Below are 16,935 nucleotides of genomic sequence, written 5' to 3'. Positions count from 1 at the left end.
AATGCGCGCACAGCCGAAAGCCTCGCACTACATCAATGGCCGTTTCGTCGACGACGAACGCGGTGCGCCGCTTCAGGTTGTCTACCCGGCAACGGGCGAGACGATAGCGACGCTGCATTCCGCAACGCCCAACATCGTTGAGCTGGCCATAGAGGCCGCGCGTGCCGCACAACCGGCCTGGGCGCGGCTGAAGCCGGTCGAACGCGGCCGCATCCTGCGCCGCGCCTCCGACTTATTGCGCGCCCGCAACGAGCAACTCGCAAAGCTCGAAACGCTCGACACCGGCAAGGCAATCCAGGAAACGCTGGTGGCCGACGCGCCTTCCGCTGCCGATTGCCTTGAATATTTCGGCGGCGCGATCGCTGCCTATAATGGCGAATTCGTCGATCTCGGCGGGCCGTTCGCCTATACGCGGCGCGAGGCGCTTGGCGTCTGCGTCGGCATCGGCGCCTGGAACTACCCGATCCAGATCGCCGGCTGGAAGTCGGCCCCGGCGCTCGCCATGGGCAACGCCATGGTGTTCAAGCCGTCGGAAAACACGCCGCTCTCCGCGCTCGCCTTGGCCGAAATCTACACCGAAGCCGGCCTGCCGGACGGGCTGTTCAACGTCGTGCAGGGTTACGGCGATGTCGGCGCTGCCCTCGTCGAGCACGAGGTCGTCGCCAAGGTCTCGGTCACCGGTTCGGTGCCGACCGGCCGCAAGGTGCTGTCGCTTGCCGGCTCCAAGATGAAGCACGCGACGATGGAACTGGGCGGCAAATCGCCCCTTATCGTGTTTGATGACGCCGACCTCGAAAATGCCATCGGCGGCGCGATGCTCGGCAATTTCTATTCGACTGGCCAGATCTGCTCCAACGGCACCCGCGTCTTCGTCCAGAAGGGCCTGCATGACCGGTTCGTGGACCGGCTGGTCGAGCGCACCAAGAAAATCCGCATCGGCGACCCGCTCGACCCGGAAACGCAGATGGGGCCGCTGGTCAACAAGGCGCAGCACGAGAAGGTTCTGGGCTATATCGAGATCGGCAAGCAGGACGGCGCGACGCTCGCTTGCGGTGGCGGTGTTCCATCGCTGCAAGGTTTTGAAGGCGGTTGCTTTGTCGAGCCGACCGTCTTCACCGGCGTGACAGATGACATGCGCATCGCCCGCGAGGAAATCTTCGGTCCGGTGATGAGCGTGCTTTCCTTCGACAGCGAGGAAGAAGCGATCGAGCGCGCCAACGCCACCGAGTTCGGGCTCGCGGCCGGCGTCTTCACCCGCGACCTGCAACGAGGGCATCGTGTCATTGGCGAGTTGCAGGCCGGCACCTGCTGGATCAACGCCTACAATCTCACGCCGGTTGAAATGCCCTTCGGCGGCGTCAAGCAATCCGGCATCGGCCGCGAGAACGCGCTTGCCGCTCTCGGCCACTACTCACAGATCAAGTCGGTCTATGTCGAGACCGGTAACGTCGAGAGCCCTTACTGAGATTCACTCTCTCTCCATCGTCATCCCGGGCGGAGCATGAGCGAAGCGAATGCGCGAGCCGGGACCCATGCCGGAACGTTGAAAGCTTCACGGTGCTCTAACTTTCTGCCGTGCTGTCCAGATACTGCATCAGCGCGCAGGTAAGATGATAGAAGATGCTGGCCGGCACGTCGGTGGCCAATGAGCGGCCGCGCTCGTCTATGCGGTCGATCCACAGGCCGAGCGGCGCTGGATCGATATGCCAGCGGAAAAGCCGCCCGACGCGCGCCTCTACCTCGGGCTTGAGGTCAGGTCCGCCACTGCCGTCGAGCGCGATTGCGGCCTTGATCGCTTCCGCCTGCGGCCAGCTTCGCGATACCTGATCGAGCGGCAAGCCCTGCCGCGACACAGCGCCGTAGGCGAGCCCCGTCGAGCGATTGAGGCCATTGGCAATCGCGGAGGCATAAAGCTTTCTGGCGTAAGCTGTAAGATCGTTGCGCCCGCTTTTGACGGCATAATCCACCAGCAGCGAGGCCCATTCGAAATGATGGCCGGGCTCCGTCCATGTGCCATGCTCGCCCGCTACAGGCCGCCATTCGTCATCGAAATACTCGCCCAGCGTCCAGCTATCGGCATCGAAGAAGTGGCCACGGAAAAGATCGATAATCCGCGCAGCACGCCTGAGATGGCCGCGGTCGCCCGTCGCCGTGTGCCAGGCAAGGAACGCTTCCAGCAGATGCATATGCGGGTTGGAGCGCCGCATACCCTCGCCTTCCGCCGTCTCCAGAAAGCCGGTCAGCCTGTGGTCTTCCAGATGCTCGTCGATGAAGGCGAAGGTTTCTTCACCAAGCCGAAGCGCGTCCGGATTGCCGCACATATGTGCATGGGCCAGCGCCAGCAGAACGCAGGAATGGTCATAGGCATCTTCGGTCGCATCGGCGACGCTGCCGTCGACATTCATGGTGCGCACCCAACCGCCACGGTCGGTGCGTCCCCTCCCCGTCATGAAATCAAGGCCGTGCGTGATCAGCGCATCCGCCGGCCCGTCCCACCCGCGCGCCTTGGCAACCGCGAAGGCATAGACCTGGCGCGCCATGGTGCGCATGCGCTTCGGCTTCATCAGCGGCGTGGCGTTGAAGGCCAGCGCCTCGTGAAAGCCGCCATGCAGCTCATCGACGCCGACGGTCGACCATAGCGGCAAAGTTTCCTCAAACAGCCAGTGATGCACACGCCGCCGCCATGCGCCGCTCACCACGACGCGATCGGCCGACGGCGTGAATTTGGTCTCGAGCCTGCCGCTCTTCTCCAGCTGCTCGACGATCTTCTTGACGTTCTGGCTACGGCTGACAGGCGCGACGAAGGTTGCGTCGGCAGTCGCCACGATGGCGACATCCTTCAGCCCGATCGCCGACAGCAAGCGGCCCTCGCTGCGGATATAGGAATTCTGGCAATCTATGGCGACGACATCGCCGACGATAACATTTCCATCGATGTCCGAAGGGCTGACATCCAGCAGCGATTGCCAGGAGCCAAGATCGTTCCAGCGGAAGCTGGCAGGCACCATGGCGATGTCCGTCGCATGTTCCATGATTGCATAGTCGATCGAGATCGATGGAACCTTCTCGTAGAGTTCGAGCGGCAGATAAAGGCCGGAAAGGTCGTTCGTGGCTGCAAGGAATGCCTCCTCGGCCGCCGCCCATATCTGCGGCTGGAACTTCCTGAACGCATCCCGCATGGCGCTGGCGCGAAACAGGAAGATGCCGGTGTTCCAGAAGAAATTCCCAGCAGATAGATAGGTCTTTGCCGTCTCCAGATCAGGCTTTTCGACAAAGCGCGAGACATCGACAACGCCTTGCCCTCTGGCTGCGACCTCGATGTAACCATAGCCGGTTTCCGGCTGGGTGGGCCGAACGCCGAACACGACCAAGCGCCCGTCCTTGGCCGCGGGAACACCCCGCTCGATGGTGTCCCAGAACTGTTTCTCGGTGGAAATCTCATGATCGGAGGGCACGACCAGCACGATACCATCGCCGAAAGCGGCAAGCGTTTGCAACGATGCGATCGCGACAGCTGCCGCAGTGTTGCGCCCGGTCGGTTCGAAAATCGCCGTTCCACCAGCGAGCCCGATGGAACCGGCGTCTGCATGCACGCGCGTGGCATGGCGTTCCGACGCGATCAGGAAGACAGGCGCCTCCCCTTCTGGCCGCGCCTTCAGGCGCCGCAAGGTCTTGACCAGCATGGAGCCGTCGCCTGACAGGTCGTGGAACTGCTTTGGATTGTCCTCGCGCGACAGCGGCCATAGGCGCGAACCGACGCCGCCGCTCATCACGAAACTGACGATCCGTTCTGTCATGCCTGTCTCGCGATTCGGTTCATCATCCCTCGCCCGCGACAGGATCGCGAAGCGTTGCCTTGATTGTCACAGACGGCCTCTCTTATGCAACCGTTCAGTTTTTCAGCCATGACAAAAGGCTTGCCGCGGTCCGGCCGGTGACAAATGCGGGATCGACGCAATCTGTGAAGACCGAACATTTGCAACGATCTTGCTTCTGCCGCATTGAACAGTCAGGGCAAGGGTGGGGCTTTCGACGGAGAGGTGAATTATGGAACTTCGTAAAATTACTGTGGTTGCAGCAGCGCTTGCCGCAATGACGCTTGCGGGCTGCGCCACCAGCGAGCAGCAGCAGCGCGCGGGAACCGGCGCACTGATCGGCGGTGCTGGCGGCGCGCTGGTTGGCCAGGCCATCGGCGGCAACACGCGCAGCACGGTCGCGGGCGCGGCCGGCGGTGCACTGCTCGGCGCGGCAGTCGGTACCTTGACCACGCCATCCTCATCCGCGCCGCAGCGTCGCGGCCAGGATATGTGCCGCTACCGCGCCGGCGACGGCAGCGTCTACACGGCACCTTGCGACGACCGCTACTACAACGGCAACTACTAATGCCATCCCGCCCGGCGGGCATTCGTCTCGCCGGGCCTTCTATCCAGAAACGATCTGCCCGTGAGGCTTTGCTCTGCTTTTGCCTCGCTGATCGTTTGTCGACTTTTTTCTTTGCATCGCCTGGATTTGGCCCTTGCGCTGCCAGAGCGAAAACAATAGAGAAACCAGCGAACTGGGGACGGAGTGTAGCGCAGCCTGGTAGCGCACCTGCTTCGGGAGCAGGGGGTCGCAGGTTCGAATCCTGCCACTCCGACCAGTTATTTCCCGAAATTCCCGATCCGAAAACGCCGCAGGCGCTTTACGCGCCCGCCAACGGCTGGCGGTTTTCGCCTGGAAATGCCCCTGCCCGCAATCTCACCATTCTCCGGCCCTTCCATATGGCTTCGATCTGAGCGTCGCAGCCCGGGGTGCGTCGTTCATGTCACAGTCAGGCTGAATGCGACATTTTGCACATCTCCTATGCACGAATTTCAATTGTCGAATCATTGGGCAGGTCATATGTTTGGGTTGCTGGTGATCGACCTCCTCCCCGAAAGCCAGCATCAATGCAGTGCACCTCCTCCCGCGCTGCATCTTAAATAGAGCCCGCCGCACCTCCTCCCGCGGCGGGCTTTTTTTCTGCCCTTTCGAAAACGTGATCGCAGCTGCTGCTGACTTCGAAGACCGCTCGCGGTTATGATGCGGCATGATCACGAACGCCTACCAGTGTCGCGCAGTTTTGATTGCGGTTTTCGCCGCCGTGCCGTTTGCGGCTGCGGCGGAAGACGCCCATCCGCTTCCGGGCGTCTCGCAGCCGGAACCGATCGTTCAGGATCTCAAGCCTGAGCCGAATGGCGAGCCGGCAACACCGGGCACGTTCAAGGTCGGCAACTTCGACGTCAAAATCTCAGGCAGCGTCATTGTCGACGTCGGCGTAAACGTCAGAAAGCAGCCGCGGTAAGCAGCCTCGGTTATTAGAGCGCATCGATTTTTAGAGATCGACGCACCCTAGCTTGCGATACGGAATTTCTTCACATCGATCGCCGCGGCCATCAGCGTCTGCGTATAGGCTTCACGCGGATGGTCGAAAATGTCGTCGGTCAACCCTTCCTCGACGATCTGCCCCTGCTTCATGACGATGATGTAGTCAGCCATGGCGCGAACGACGGCCAGATCGTGGCTGATGAACAGGTAAGACAGTTCATGGTCGGCCTGCAGCTTGCGCAAGAGATCGACGATCTGCTTCTGCACGGAACGGTCCAGCGCCGAGGTCGGTTCGTCCAGGACAACGACCTTCGGTTTGAGAATCATGGCGCGGGCAATGGCAATGCGTTGGCGCTGGCCGCCTGAAAACTCATGCGCATAACGATTGCGCATATTCGGATCGAGACCCACTTCCAGCAACGCCTCGACCGCGCGTGCGTCGCGCATTTTTGAAGACAGCGACGGTTCGTGGACAAGCAACCCCTCGGTTATCACCTGCCCGATCGTCATGCGCGGCGACAGCGAGCCGAATGGATCCTGAAACACCAATTGCAGTTCGCGCCGCAGCGGACGCATCGCCTCACGATCCACGCCCGATATTTCACGCGCGCCGAAGCGGATCGAGCCCTCACTCGGCAGGAGGCGCAGCAGCGCCCGCCCGAGCGTTGACTTGCCCGAGCCGGACTCGCCGACGATGCCGATCGTCTGGCCACGCTTCAAAGCAAGAGAGATGCGATCCACGGCTTTCAGAAACAACGGTGGCCCGGCCAGAAATCCGCCACCGATCTTGAAGCTCACCTCGACATTGCGGCCTTCGAGCAGAACCGGGGCGCCGGCGGGCGGAGCAGCCTTTCTGCCAGTCGGCTCGGCCGCCAGCAGCATCTTGGTGTAGGGATGCGCGGGTGCGGAAAACAGCGCTTCCGTCACGCCCTCCTCAACGATTTCGCCGTATCGCATGACATAAACGCGATCGGCAAAGCGCCGCACGATGCCGAGGTCGTGGGTGATGAAAACAATGGCCATGCCGAATTTGCGCTGCAGTTCGGCCAGAAGCGTCAGGATCTGCGCCTGCACCGTCACGTCGAGCGCCGTCGTCGGCTCATCGGCAATCAGTATGTCCGGATCGTTGGCGAGCGCCATGGCGATCATCACGCGCTGGCGCTGGCCGCCCGACATCTCGTAGGGGTAGGATTTCAGGCGGCGTTCCGGATCAGGTATTTTCACCAGTTCGAGCAGCCGCAGCGCTTCCTTGCGCGCTTCGGCCTTGCCCAGCTTGCGATGACGCCGGATCGGTTCCATCAGCTGGTTGCCGATGGTGTAAAGCGGATCGAGCGAGGTCATCGGTTCCTGGAAGATCATCGTGATCTTGCGGCCGCGCACATCGTTCAGGGCTGACTTGTCCAGGGCAAGCAGATTGCGCCCACGATAGTCGACCGCGCCTGTCGCCTCGCCATTGGAAGCGAGCAGGCTCATCGCCGCCATCATGGTCTGGCTCTTGCCGGAACCGGACTCACCGACGATGGCAACCGTTTCGCCGGCATTGACGTGAAGATTGATACCTTTCACAGCATCGACCTGACCGTCCAGCGTGCGGAAGCGCACGCGCAGGTCCTTGACGGCAAGTATGGGTTGGGAAGTGGTCATCGGCTCACCGGTCCTTCGGATCGAGCGCGTCGCGCAGGCCGTCGCCGACGAAATTCAGGGCAAACAGCGTGGAAACAAGGAAGAAGGCGGGAAACAGCAGCAGCCAGTTGGCCGTGCCGATATTCTTCGCACCCGCCGAAATGAGAACGCCCCAGCTCGTCATCGGCTCCTGGACGCCAAGCCCTAGAAAGGACAGGAAGCTCTCCAGGATGATGACCTGCGGCACGAGCAGCGTCATGTAGATGACGACGACGCCAAGCAGATTGGGAACGATGTGGCGTTGCAGGATGCCTCGTCTCGTCACCCCCAGCGCCTCCGCAGCCTGCACATATTCCTGTCGTCGGATGGATAGCGCCTGGCCGCGGACGATGCGCGCCATGTCGAGCCACAGCACCGCCCCCACCGCGAGGAACATCAGCACGAAGTTTCGCCCGAAGAACACCACCAGCATGATGACGAAGAAGATGAACGGCAGCGAGTAGAGCACATCGACGATGCGCATCATGACCTCGTCGATCTTGCCGCCGGCAAAGCCGGCGGTCGCGCCATAGAGCACGCCGATGGCCACAGCCACCACGCCCGCCAGCAGGCCGATCGCCAATGAAACACGTCCGCCCATCAGGGTGCGCGACAGCAGGTCTCGGCCGGTATTGTCCGTGCCGAACAGGAAATATTGCTGCTTGACCGTAGCGCTCAGCACCATCTTCAATCCGTCGGGCGACTTGCTCTCGACCTTGGCATTGTCGAACGTGTCGGAGCGGTCGATGTAACGGGTGTTGCGTTCGTCGATTTCCTTCGAAGACGTCACGGTCACGTAAACCTGCTCACCCTCCTGATGCCACTCTTCCACGTCCACGCGCATGCGTTTGACGGTATCGCGCAGTGCCGTCTCGATCATCTCGGGCTTGGGATAGGCCGAAAAGCTCGGCGGCGTGCGCACATAGTCTGCATAGATCGTGGTGTATTGGTGCGGCACGAAATACGGCCCGAACACGCAGATGATCGCCATGAAGATCAGGTAGTAAAGGCTGACCATCGACGCCTTGTTCGACTTCAGGCGCGCCCAGGCATCACCCCAGAAGGAGCGGCCGACGATCGGCGCAGGTGCGACAGCAGCTATCTCAGTCATAGCGCACCCTCGGATCGACGACGGCGTAGAGAATGTCGACGATCAGGTTGAACAGGATGGTGAAGATGGCAATCACCACGACCGTGCCCATCACCAGAGTATAGTCGCGATTGAGCGCTGCATCGACGAAATAGCGGCCAACGCCCGGAATAGCGAAAATCGTCTCCACGATGATCGAGCCCGTCAGCAACGCAGCCGCCGCCGGCCCGGCATAGGATACGATGGGAAGCAGCGCGCCACGCAGCGCATGCTTGACCACAATCGACCAGTCGGAAAGGCCCAGTGCGCGCGCCGTTCGAATATGATGCGAGCGCAGGGACTCGATCATCGAGCCGCGCATCAGACGCGCAACGATGGCGATCTGCGGCAGCGCAAGCGTCAGGACAGGACCGATCTTGTTGATCAAGGCACCGTCGCCCCAGCCGCCGATCGGCAGCAGCTTCCAGGTCAAGCCGAACAGAAGCTGAATAATGGGCGCGATAACGAATGTCGGGATGGTGCTGCCGGCGGTCGCCGTTGCGATGACGGCGTAGTCGCCCGCCTTGTTCTGGTTCAGCGCCGCTATGATGCCGAGCGTGCTGCCTATCAGCAGAGCCAGGGTCAGCGCGGAAGCACCGAGCTGGATGGAAATGGGCAGGCCTTTGGCAAAGAGTTCGCCGACGGTGAAGTCAGGCAGGTTGTAACTCGGGCCAAAATTGCCGTGCAGCAGGTTCTGGAGATAGTGCCAATATTGCAGCCAGAGCGGATCGCCCAGACCGAACTGGGCTTCGAGATTGGCTTTGACTTCCGGGCTTAGGCCCCGCTCCTGGTTGAACGGGCCGCCGGGCGCGACGCGTATCAGGAAAAACGCCAGGGTGACGATGACGAATAGCGTCGGTATGGCGGTTAGAAGCCGCCTGAAGACATAGAGCAGCATGGTGTTCCCCGCTGTCACTGAAAAGCTGAAGCCGCCGCTTCCCCAGGCGGGAAGCGGCGGGTCGGCTGTGGCGGGACTATTCCTTGCTGATGAAACGCGACGGATGCCGATCCATCACATTGTCCTCGAAGCCTGCGAGCTTCGGCGACACGATGTTGTGGTAGTTGTAGTAGAGCAGCGGGATGTTGCCGACATCATCGATCAACACCTTTTCCGCTTCGCTCAGCAGCTTGAAGCGTTCCTCGGGCTTGCCGCCTGCAGCGGTTGCCGCATTCATCAACTCTTCGAATTTCGGGCTGTCGTAATCCGAGTAGTTGTGGCCATCGGCCTTGCGCGAGATTTCGAGGAAGGTCTCCGGATCGTTGTAGTCGGCGATCCAGCCGGCGCGCGCTACGTCGAAGTCACCCTTCTGCTCCAGGTGGCCGTAGTGTGTCTTGGTGTCGGTGTTGAGCAGCGTCACCTCGATGCCGAGCGGCTTGAGCTGCTCCTGGATGGCGACCGCCGTGTTCTTGTGGTTCTCCGACGTGTTGTAGCGGATTTCCATCTTCAGCGGCTTGTCCGGGCCGTAGCCGAGCTTCTCAAGGATCTTCTTGGCCGCGTCCTCGCGGTCGATCTGCGATTCTTCAGCGAAAGCGGCTGGCGAGGTCGTGTAGCCTTCGATGCCTGAAGGCACCATCGAATAGGCCGGAGCCATGGAGTTGCTCCACACCTTCTCGGCGAGGAAATCACGGTCGATGGCCATGGAAACGGCGTTGCGCAGCTCGACATTGTCCCACGGCGCCTTGCTGGTCTTGATCGCGTAGTAGTAGGTGCCGAGATACGGCGCGACGCGGACCTGATCGCCGAACTTTGCCTTCAGGTCGGTGAGCTGTTCGGTGGGCAGATCGTCATAGCTGTCGAGTTCGCCAGCCTCGTAGCGCTTCATCGCCGATGACCGGTCTTCGGTCGGGATGTAGTTGACGACGTCGATCTTGACGTTGGCGGCGTCGTAGAACTTCGGGTTCTTGACCAGCTTGATATGGTCGTTCGGAACCCACTCGGCCAGCGTGTAGGCGCCGTTGGAAACGAGATTGCCCGGCTTGACCCAATCGGCGCCGAACTTCTCGATCGCCGCCTTGCTGACGGGGTATGTCGACTGGTGGGTCAACACCTCGAGAAAGTATGGCGTCGGCGCGACCAGGGTGATCTCGAGCGTGTTGGCGTCGATTGCCTTCACGCCAAGTTCTTCCGGCTTCATCTTGCCGGCATTCACTTCCTTGGCGTTCTTCACCTTCTGCAGCATCGAGGCGTATTCAGCCGCGGTCTTCGGATCCTGAAGACGCTGGAACGCGTAGACGAAATCCTCGGCCGTCACCGGGCTGCCGTCCGACCATGTTGCGCCACTGCGCAGCTTGAATGTGTAGACGGTGCCGTCATCCGACACGGTCCAGCTCTCAGCTGCACCCGGAATGACCTCCGACTTCGCATCTTCCGTCACCAGGCCCAGGAACATGTCGCGCAGAACGTGGGCTTCATAAACGGTCGAGGTCTTATGCGGATCCAGCGATTCCGGCTCGGCGGCACTGCCGCGGTTATAAACAACCTCGGCCAAGGAGGGGGCTATCATCATGCCGCCCGCCATCGACAGGCTTACGGCAAATACCGTCGCCTTCAGAAATTTCTTCAGCATCTTCGTCACTCCCAGAATGTCGTCGCCCCTCAGCGTCGACAAATTGCCAGTTAAGCCCCAAGGCAGAACTCGTTCCCGCCTCGTTGAGCGAGCCAGCGGTCTCTTCGGCCGCCGTTCTGGGAGCTGACACTAGCGACGGAGTAATTTTATTTCAACAGGCTCTGAGGGTCACCCAAAGGAAGGTCGCAAGAAGTCGCCGCACGTGGTCACGGGCCCTGCAAGTGCAACAAAACGTTTGCCGATGAAGAATTGTTCTCCCCAAAAAGGTCACAGGACTTAACCGTTCCTTAAACAACCATAGGTTACATTATAGAAGTTGAAATATAGCAGTGTCCCACAGCTTTCGATGGTGAACGGCGTGGACGACAATAAAGAACTATCACAGGCACGGGCTCACATCAGTTTGAGTCTGCTGCGAGACCGGAAGGGGACTTCGGCGGTCGAATTCGCCCTCCTTGCTCCCATCTTCATCATGCTTTTTCTTGGCATGGCCGCGTATGGCATATACTTCGGGGCCAGCCATTCCGTTCAGCAACTTGCCGCCGACGCGGCCCGTACAGCGATCGCTGGATTGAACGCCACAGAGCGCAGCACGCTCGCCACAAACTTCATTCGCCTCAATGCGTCCGGCTATCCCTTCGTCGATCCCAAAAAGGTGACCGTCAACGCACGCGATAGCGCTGCTGACGGCAGTCAGTTCGTGGTGGCGGTGCAATATGACGCAAGCACCCTGCCAATCTGGAAGTTGTTCAAAGGTCTGCCACTGCCCGGCATGACCATTTCCCGTCAATCGACAATCCGCGTCGGGGGGATCTGATGCAATACTGCGCGCAGGTACGAAAAATATTTTTTGGAAAAAGTTTTTGTTCGAGTATTTCAGGCAATATCGCCATTATGACTGCGCTAACAATGCCGGTTGCGGTGGTTATAGCGGCCGTTGCCATCGACGAAGCTTCTTTGTATTCCGAGCGCCGCGAAGCACAATCTCTGGTTGATATCGCTGCAATTACAGCGGCTGCCAATCTCTCGAAGGCAGAAGCCGCCGTCACCGCCACCTTTCGCGACAACGGCATCACCGACATTGTCGTCGGCAGCGTCGGCACGCAACCACCCGCAGGGGTCAACGGCATCAAGCCAACTGTTACGATAACGCCCGGCCGCTATGTTGCCAACGCGTCGGCGGCGGTTGGAACACGCTTTCAGGCTGGCACGCAGCCCTACAATGCAGTCAAAGTCACATTCAAGAAAACCGGCGCACGCTATTTCGCCGGCGCACTCATTGCGCCACCGACTATTGCCACACAGGCAATAGCCGGAACCAAGACGGAAGCGGCGTTCTCCGTCGGCTCGCGGCTGGCGTCTCTCGATGGCGGTGTCCTCAACTCCTTGTTGACCGGACTTGTCGGCGGCAATGTGAATTTGAGCCTCATGGATTACAATGCGCTACTCAGTGCCGACGTCAGCGTTTTCTCATTCCTGGATTCGCTGGCGACAAAACTGAACATCAAGGCCGGCACCTATTCGGATGTACTGAATTCAACTGCGACCGTTGGCCAAATCGTCTCGGCGATGGCCGCTATTCCCGGCCAGCAGAATGCTGCGAAAGTTGCTCTCGAGAAGATCGCCGGAGTGGCTTCCGCCAACGTGACGGTACCGTTGAAGAAAGTTTTGGGCCTTGGTTCGGCGGCCAGCCTGGGGCTTGGCCAAAGACCGGCAGGCCTTTCTGCAGATGTCAACGTCCTGCAGATGCTGACGGCCGGCCTGGTCATGGCCGATGGAAAGAAGCAACTGGGTCTAGATCTCAACGTCAGCGTGCTTGGCTTGGCATCCGCCAAATTGGACATGGCTATCGGTGAACCGCCACAATCTTCTCCATGGTATACCATTGGCGAAACCGGCGCAGTCGTTCGTACTGCCCAAACACGCATCAAGTTGATAATCGGTATTGGCGGAGGGCTGGAACCCCTTGTAGGTCAGCTCATCACCCTTCCCATCTATGCCGACCTCGCCTATGCGGAAGCAAGCCTAACAGAGATCAGTTGTCCAACGGGACCAGACAGCCGTCGTGTCAAGATTGCGGCCCGACCAGGCGTCGCTGAAATCCGGATTGCCGACATCAGCAGCGCGGCAATGCAGGATTTCCGTACCAAGCCGAAAGGCGACAAAACGAAAGTGGTGAGTTTGCAGGTGCTCTTCGTAGGGCTTGTCAGCATTTGGGTCGAGGCGCGCGCCGCAATCGACAACCAAAACGTCACCACGCTCACCTTCACCAATCAACAGATCAAGGATCGGGCCATTCAGAAGGTCTCGACACGCGATCTCACCACATCTCTTGTCAAATCGCTGCTCGGCGATTTGAAACTGGAAGCCAGGTTGCTTGATATTATCCCGGTCGGAGTGCCCACCGGTGTAACGAAATCACTCGGTGACACACTCGGTGCCGTTACGCCCGGATTGGACACTTTGCTTTACAATGTGCTGACGATGCTTGGCGTCCGCGTTGGAGAGGCAGACGTGCAAGTCAACGGCGCGACCTGCGGACGTTCAGTGCTGGTGCAATAGCGGGTTAATCCAATCGCCCGACGAAAGTACCTAGCGCCGGCAGGGAGACGCCACCGGCGTCAAGCCTTGCCTGCGAACCGGGAAGCGCCAGTGCCGTCACCGCTCCGAGTTCCGCCGGCAGTTTCCACACCGCCGGTCCTTCCGCAAAATTGAACACGCACAGCAGTTTCTCGTTTCCTGCTTCGCGCAGGAAAGCCAGGACGTCGCCCTCGGCATCGAGGAACTCTATGCTGCCGCTGGCAAGCGTCGGATGCTCGCGCCGGAAAGCCAGAACAGCGCGGTAGTGCGCCAGCACCGAAGATGCTGCACGTTCCTGCACGTCGACTGCCCGTTCACGATGGCTTTCCGGCACCGGCAGCCACGGCTTTCCCGAGGAAAAGCCTGCATTGGTCGCGGCTGATTCCCAAACCATCGGCGTGCGGCAGCCATCCCGGCCCTTGAAACCAGGCCAGAAGCGGATGCCGTAGGGATCGCGCAGATCCTCGAAGGCGATATCCGCCTCCTCAAGTCCGAGCTCCTCGCCCTGATAGAGACAGATCGAGCCGCGCAGGCAGGAGAGCAGTGCTATGGCGAACTTCGCCACAGCATCGGTGTCGCCGCCAGGCTGGGCCCAGCGCGAAATGTGGCGGGGGACATCGTGGTTGGAAAAAGCCCAGCAGACCCAGCCGTCCTTCACGGCATTTTCGAAGGCAAGCACGCTCTTCTTCACATGCTCGGCCGAGAATTCGGGGCTGAGCAGGTCGAAGGTGTAGCACATCTGCAGCTTGTCGCCGCCGCCGGTATAGGCTGCCACCGTCTGCAGCGAGCGCGTGCCGTCGCCCACCTCGCCGACCGCAGCGCGGCCGCCATATTCGTCCAGCAGCGCGCGAAAACGCTTCAGGAATTCCAGATTTTCCGGCTGCGTCTTGTCATGGAGATGATCCTGATAGCCGTAAGGGTTAGTGTCGGGAATGTCGGTGACGACGCCCTGCGGCATCGGCGGGTTGTCGCGCAGCAGCTTGTCGTGGACATAAAAATTCACCGTATCCAGCCGGAAACCGTCGACACCGCGCTTCAGCCAGAAGCGAACCGTCTCCAGCAGCGCCGCCTGCACATCCGGGTTGTGGAAATTGAGGTCGGGCTGCGAGGCGAGGAAATTGTGCAGGTAATATTGCCGGCGTGTCGAATCCCATTCCCACGCCGGCCCGCCAAAGATCGACAGCCAGTTGTTGGGCGCGGTTCCGTCCGGCTTTGCGTCGGCCCAGACATACCAGTCGGCCTTCGGATTGTCCCGGCTCGCCCGGCTTTCGACAAACCATGGATGCCGGTCGGACGAATGCGAAAGCACCTGGTCGATGATGATCTTCAGCCCATGACTGTGCGCCTCGTCGATCAGCGCATCGAAATCCGCGATCGTGCCGAACATCGGATCGACGGCGCAATAGTCGGAAACGTCGTAGCCCATATCGGCCATGGGCGACTTGAAGAACGGCGACAGCCAGATCGCATCGACGCCGAGCGAGGCGATGTAGGGGATGCGCTGCGTGATGCCTTTCAGGTCGCCGCTGCCGTCGCCGGTCGTGTCCTGAAAGGAGCGCGGATAGACCTGATAGACAACACAACCGCGCCACCAATCGCTATTGACCGTGCTTGTCATCCGCAACTCCTCTGAAAAAACTTAGGAAATGTCGACCTTTATTTCATCGACAAACACCAGCGAGCGCCCGCTGACAAGCAGGCCGTTTTCCACAACACGCATATCATTCGATGGCGGCAATGGGCGCCATTGGAAACCGTCGCGCGCAGGCAGTGAAAATGTGGTCGCGCGGCGATCGCCGTTGCTCAGCACTGCGATGCGGCCTGAAATGCCATCACCCTGACCGAGCACGATGGTGAGCCGCCGACGTTCCGGGTCGTTCCAGCTGTGCTCATCAAATTCATCCCCGTTTTCGGCAAGCCATTGGACATCGGGAATATCTAAACCGGCAGTCGGTTTTCCGGTCAGAAAATTGACTTGGCGCAAGCCGGGATGCGTTTTGCGCAACATGGCGAGCGCCGCAGCATAATCTTCAAGCGCGATGTCGCGTCCTGCCCAATCGAGCCAGGTTATCTCGTTGTCTTGAGCATAAGCGTTGTTGTTTCCGCGCTGGGTGCGGCCGAATTCGTCGCCAGCGGTCAGCATGATGGTGCCGCGCGAGGCGAACAGGGTAGCGAGCAGAGCGCGCAAATCGTGCCGGCGCTGCTCGATTATCTTCGGGTCCTCGGTCGTACCCTCGACCCCGTTGTTCCACGACAAATTCTCGTTGTGGCCGTCGCGGTTCCGTTCGCCATTGGCCTCGTTGTGCTTGCGCTCATAGGCGGTCAGGTCGGCCAGTGTCATGCCGTCATGGGCGGCGATGAAATTGACGCTGCTGGTTTGCGCGCCCGAGAACACATCGGAAGACCCAGCCAGCCGCGTCGCCAGCGCGCCGATCATGCCGCGATCGCCACGCCAGAAACGGCGGATATCGTCGCGGTATTTGTCGTTCCATTCGAGAAAGGGCGGCTTGAAGTTTCCGAGCTGGTAGCCGCCCGGCCCGATATCCCACGGCTCGGCGATCATCACCCGGTCGGCCAGTTCGGCGTCTTCGTTCATGGCCTTGAGCAAAGGCGCATCGGCGTCAAAACCGCTTTCCGTCCGTCCGAGGATGGGGGCAAGATCGAAACGAAAACCATCGACGCCGGCATGACGGACGAAATGGCGGAGCGTATCGAGCACCATCTCCTCAACGATGGGGCGGTCGCAGGCCAGAGTGTTCCCCGTACCGGTGTCGTTCACCAGCCGGCCATCGAATTCATGCCGGTAGTAGGCCTGATTATCCAGCCCGCGCAGCGACAGCGTCGGGCCAAGCTCATCGCTCTCGCCGGTGTGGTTGAAGACGAGATCGAGGATGACCCCGATACCTGCCTCGCGCAACGCGGCCACCGTCTCGCGCAGTTCTGCGATGCCACCGGGAACAAGACGCGGGTCGAGCGCCATGAAGGTCACCGGATTGTAGCCCCACGCATTACTGAGTCCGAGCGGCGGCAGGTGACGCTCGTCGATCCAGGCAGTGATCGGCATCAGTTCCACCGCGCCGACACCAAGCTTTTGAAAATGTTTAACAATCGCGGGATGGGCGAGTGCTGCAATCGCGCCACGCTGCTCCTTGGGGATTTCCGGGTGCAGCATGGTGAAGGCGCGAACCGGGACTTCGTAGATCAGGCCACCCGGTTTGAAGAGCGGCGGATGGGGCGAAACCGGCTCGGGAAGAGCCGTTGCCACGGCCTTCGGCATCAGCGGAGCCGTATCGCCGCCCTCGCCTCGCCGCGCCGAAAGACGCTGGTCGAAGACATAGGACCGGTCAACGGCAACCGCATAAGGGTCCATCAGCAGCTTGTCAGGATCGAACCACAGGCCTTGCTCCGGCGCATAGTCTCCATCAGCCCGGAAGCCGTAGCGCGTACCGGATTTCTGGCCGGGCAGGAAAACCGAATGGACGCCGTCACCCTGCGGTTCAAGCTCGATGCGCTGCAGTTCCCGCGCACCATCCTCGTCAAAGATCGACACCCAAACGCGCCGGGCAGCGCCCGACCACACGGAAAAGCGAATGCCGTCCGTGCCTATATCGGCGCCGAAACGCGGCGCCGGACGGTTCAAATCCGCTGATC

General features: G+C 60.5%; 12 protein-coding genes and 1 tRNA gene. 6 read left to right on the top strand and 7 right to left on the bottom strand.

All coding sequences use genetic code 11. From position 1 onward, the window contains the following. Nucleotide 1: 1 nt before the first annotated feature. Nucleotides 2-1,465 (top strand): betaine-aldehyde dehydrogenase, encoded by a 1,464-nt coding sequence (betB, locus tag BM413_RS13440; RefSeq protein WP_091913844.1) that lies wholly within the window; start codon nucleotides 2-4, stop codon nucleotides 1,463-1,465. A gap of 97 nt (nucleotides 1,466-1,562) precedes the next feature. Here betB and BM413_RS13435 read toward each other — a convergent pair whose 3' ends face one another. Continuing rightward, nucleotides 1,563-3,797: a mannose-1-phosphate guanylyltransferase/mannose-6-phosphate isomerase gene (locus tag BM413_RS13435; RefSeq protein WP_091913843.1), complete on the bottom strand. Its 2,235-nt coding sequence runs from the start codon at nucleotides 3,795-3,797 to the stop codon at nucleotides 1,563-1,565. A 250-nt stretch (nucleotides 3,798-4,047) separates the two neighbouring features. Between BM413_RS13435 and BM413_RS13430 the strand changes: the two genes are divergently transcribed. From BM413_RS13430 to BM413_RS13420, 3 genes are all read left to right on the top strand, one after another. Then, nucleotides 4,048-4,383 (top strand): YMGG-like glycine zipper-containing protein, encoded by a 336-nt coding sequence (locus BM413_RS13430; RefSeq protein ID WP_091913842.1) that lies wholly within the window; start codon nucleotides 4,048-4,050, stop codon nucleotides 4,381-4,383. A gap of 179 nt (nucleotides 4,384-4,562) precedes the next feature. Further along, a tRNA-Pro gene (locus BM413_RS13425) sits at nucleotides 4,563-4,639 on the top strand. Between the two features lie 429 nt (nucleotides 4,640-5,068). Then, a complete protein-coding gene (locus BM413_RS13420; protein ID WP_244537860.1) occupies nucleotides 5,069-5,323 on the top strand; it encodes a hypothetical protein in 255 nt (84 codons plus the stop codon). A gap of 47 nt (nucleotides 5,324-5,370) precedes the next feature. On the opposite strand, the gene BM413_RS13415 is transcribed toward BM413_RS13420, so the two are convergent. The 4 genes from BM413_RS13415 to BM413_RS13400 form a co-directional block, all read right to left on the bottom strand. After that, a complete protein-coding gene (locus tag BM413_RS13415) occupies nucleotides 5,371-6,990 on the bottom strand; it encodes an ABC transporter ATP-binding protein (protein ID WP_091913841.1) in 1,620 nt (539 codons plus the stop codon). A 4-nt stretch (nucleotides 6,991-6,994) separates the two neighbouring features. After that, entirely contained in the window at nucleotides 6,995-8,119 is a 1,125-nt protein-coding gene (locus tag BM413_RS13410; protein ID WP_091913840.1) for an ABC transporter permease, read from the bottom strand. Beyond that, nucleotides 8,112-9,035, bottom strand: a complete 924-nt coding sequence (locus tag BM413_RS13405) for an ABC transporter permease subunit (protein WP_091913839.1) — start codon at nucleotides 9,033-9,035, stop codon at nucleotides 8,112-8,114. Before BM413_RS13405 ends, BM413_RS13410 begins: the two co-directional genes overlap by 8 nt. Nucleotides 9,036-9,111: 76 nt before the next feature. Next, nucleotides 9,112-10,704, bottom strand: a complete 1,593-nt coding sequence (locus tag BM413_RS13400) for a peptide ABC transporter substrate-binding protein (protein WP_091914066.1) — start codon at nucleotides 10,702-10,704, stop codon at nucleotides 9,112-9,114. Between the two features lie 403 nt (nucleotides 10,705-11,107). On the opposite strand from BM413_RS13400, the gene BM413_RS13395 reads away from it, so the two are divergent. Then, nucleotides 11,108-11,521, top strand: coding sequence for a TadE/TadG family type IV pilus assembly protein (locus BM413_RS13395; protein ID WP_244537868.1), 414 nt, complete (start codon nucleotides 11,108-11,110; stop codon nucleotides 11,519-11,521). Next, a complete protein-coding gene (locus BM413_RS13390; protein ID WP_091913837.1) occupies nucleotides 11,521-13,266 on the top strand; it encodes a TadG family pilus assembly protein in 1,746 nt (581 codons plus the stop codon). Before BM413_RS13395 ends, BM413_RS13390 begins: the two co-directional genes overlap by 1 nt. Nucleotides 13,267-13,270: 4 nt before the next feature. Here the strand turns inward: BM413_RS13390 and BM413_RS13385 are convergent, their stop codons facing one another. Both BM413_RS13385 and glgX read right to left on the bottom strand, forming a co-directional pair. Next, on the bottom strand, nucleotides 13,271-14,902 hold the full coding sequence (locus BM413_RS13385) for a beta-galactosidase BglA (RefSeq protein ID WP_091913836.1): 1,632 nt from the start codon (nucleotides 14,900-14,902) through the stop codon (nucleotides 13,271-13,273). A gap of 21 nt (nucleotides 14,903-14,923) precedes the next feature. Beyond that, on the bottom strand, nucleotides 14,924-16,924 hold the full coding sequence (gene glgX / locus BM413_RS13380; RefSeq protein WP_244537859.1) for a glycogen debranching protein GlgX: 2,001 nt from the start codon (nucleotides 16,922-16,924) through the stop codon (nucleotides 14,924-14,926). Between the last annotated feature and the right edge of the window lie 11 nt (nucleotides 16,925-16,935).

This window comes from Mesorhizobium sp. YR577 (assembly GCF_900116595.1).
Lineage (GTDB): Bacteria > Pseudomonadota > Alphaproteobacteria > Rhizobiales > Rhizobiaceae > Mesorhizobium_M.
Note: the sequence above shows the minus strand (reverse complement) of the source record. Positions and strands in the feature narration are given on the sequence as shown.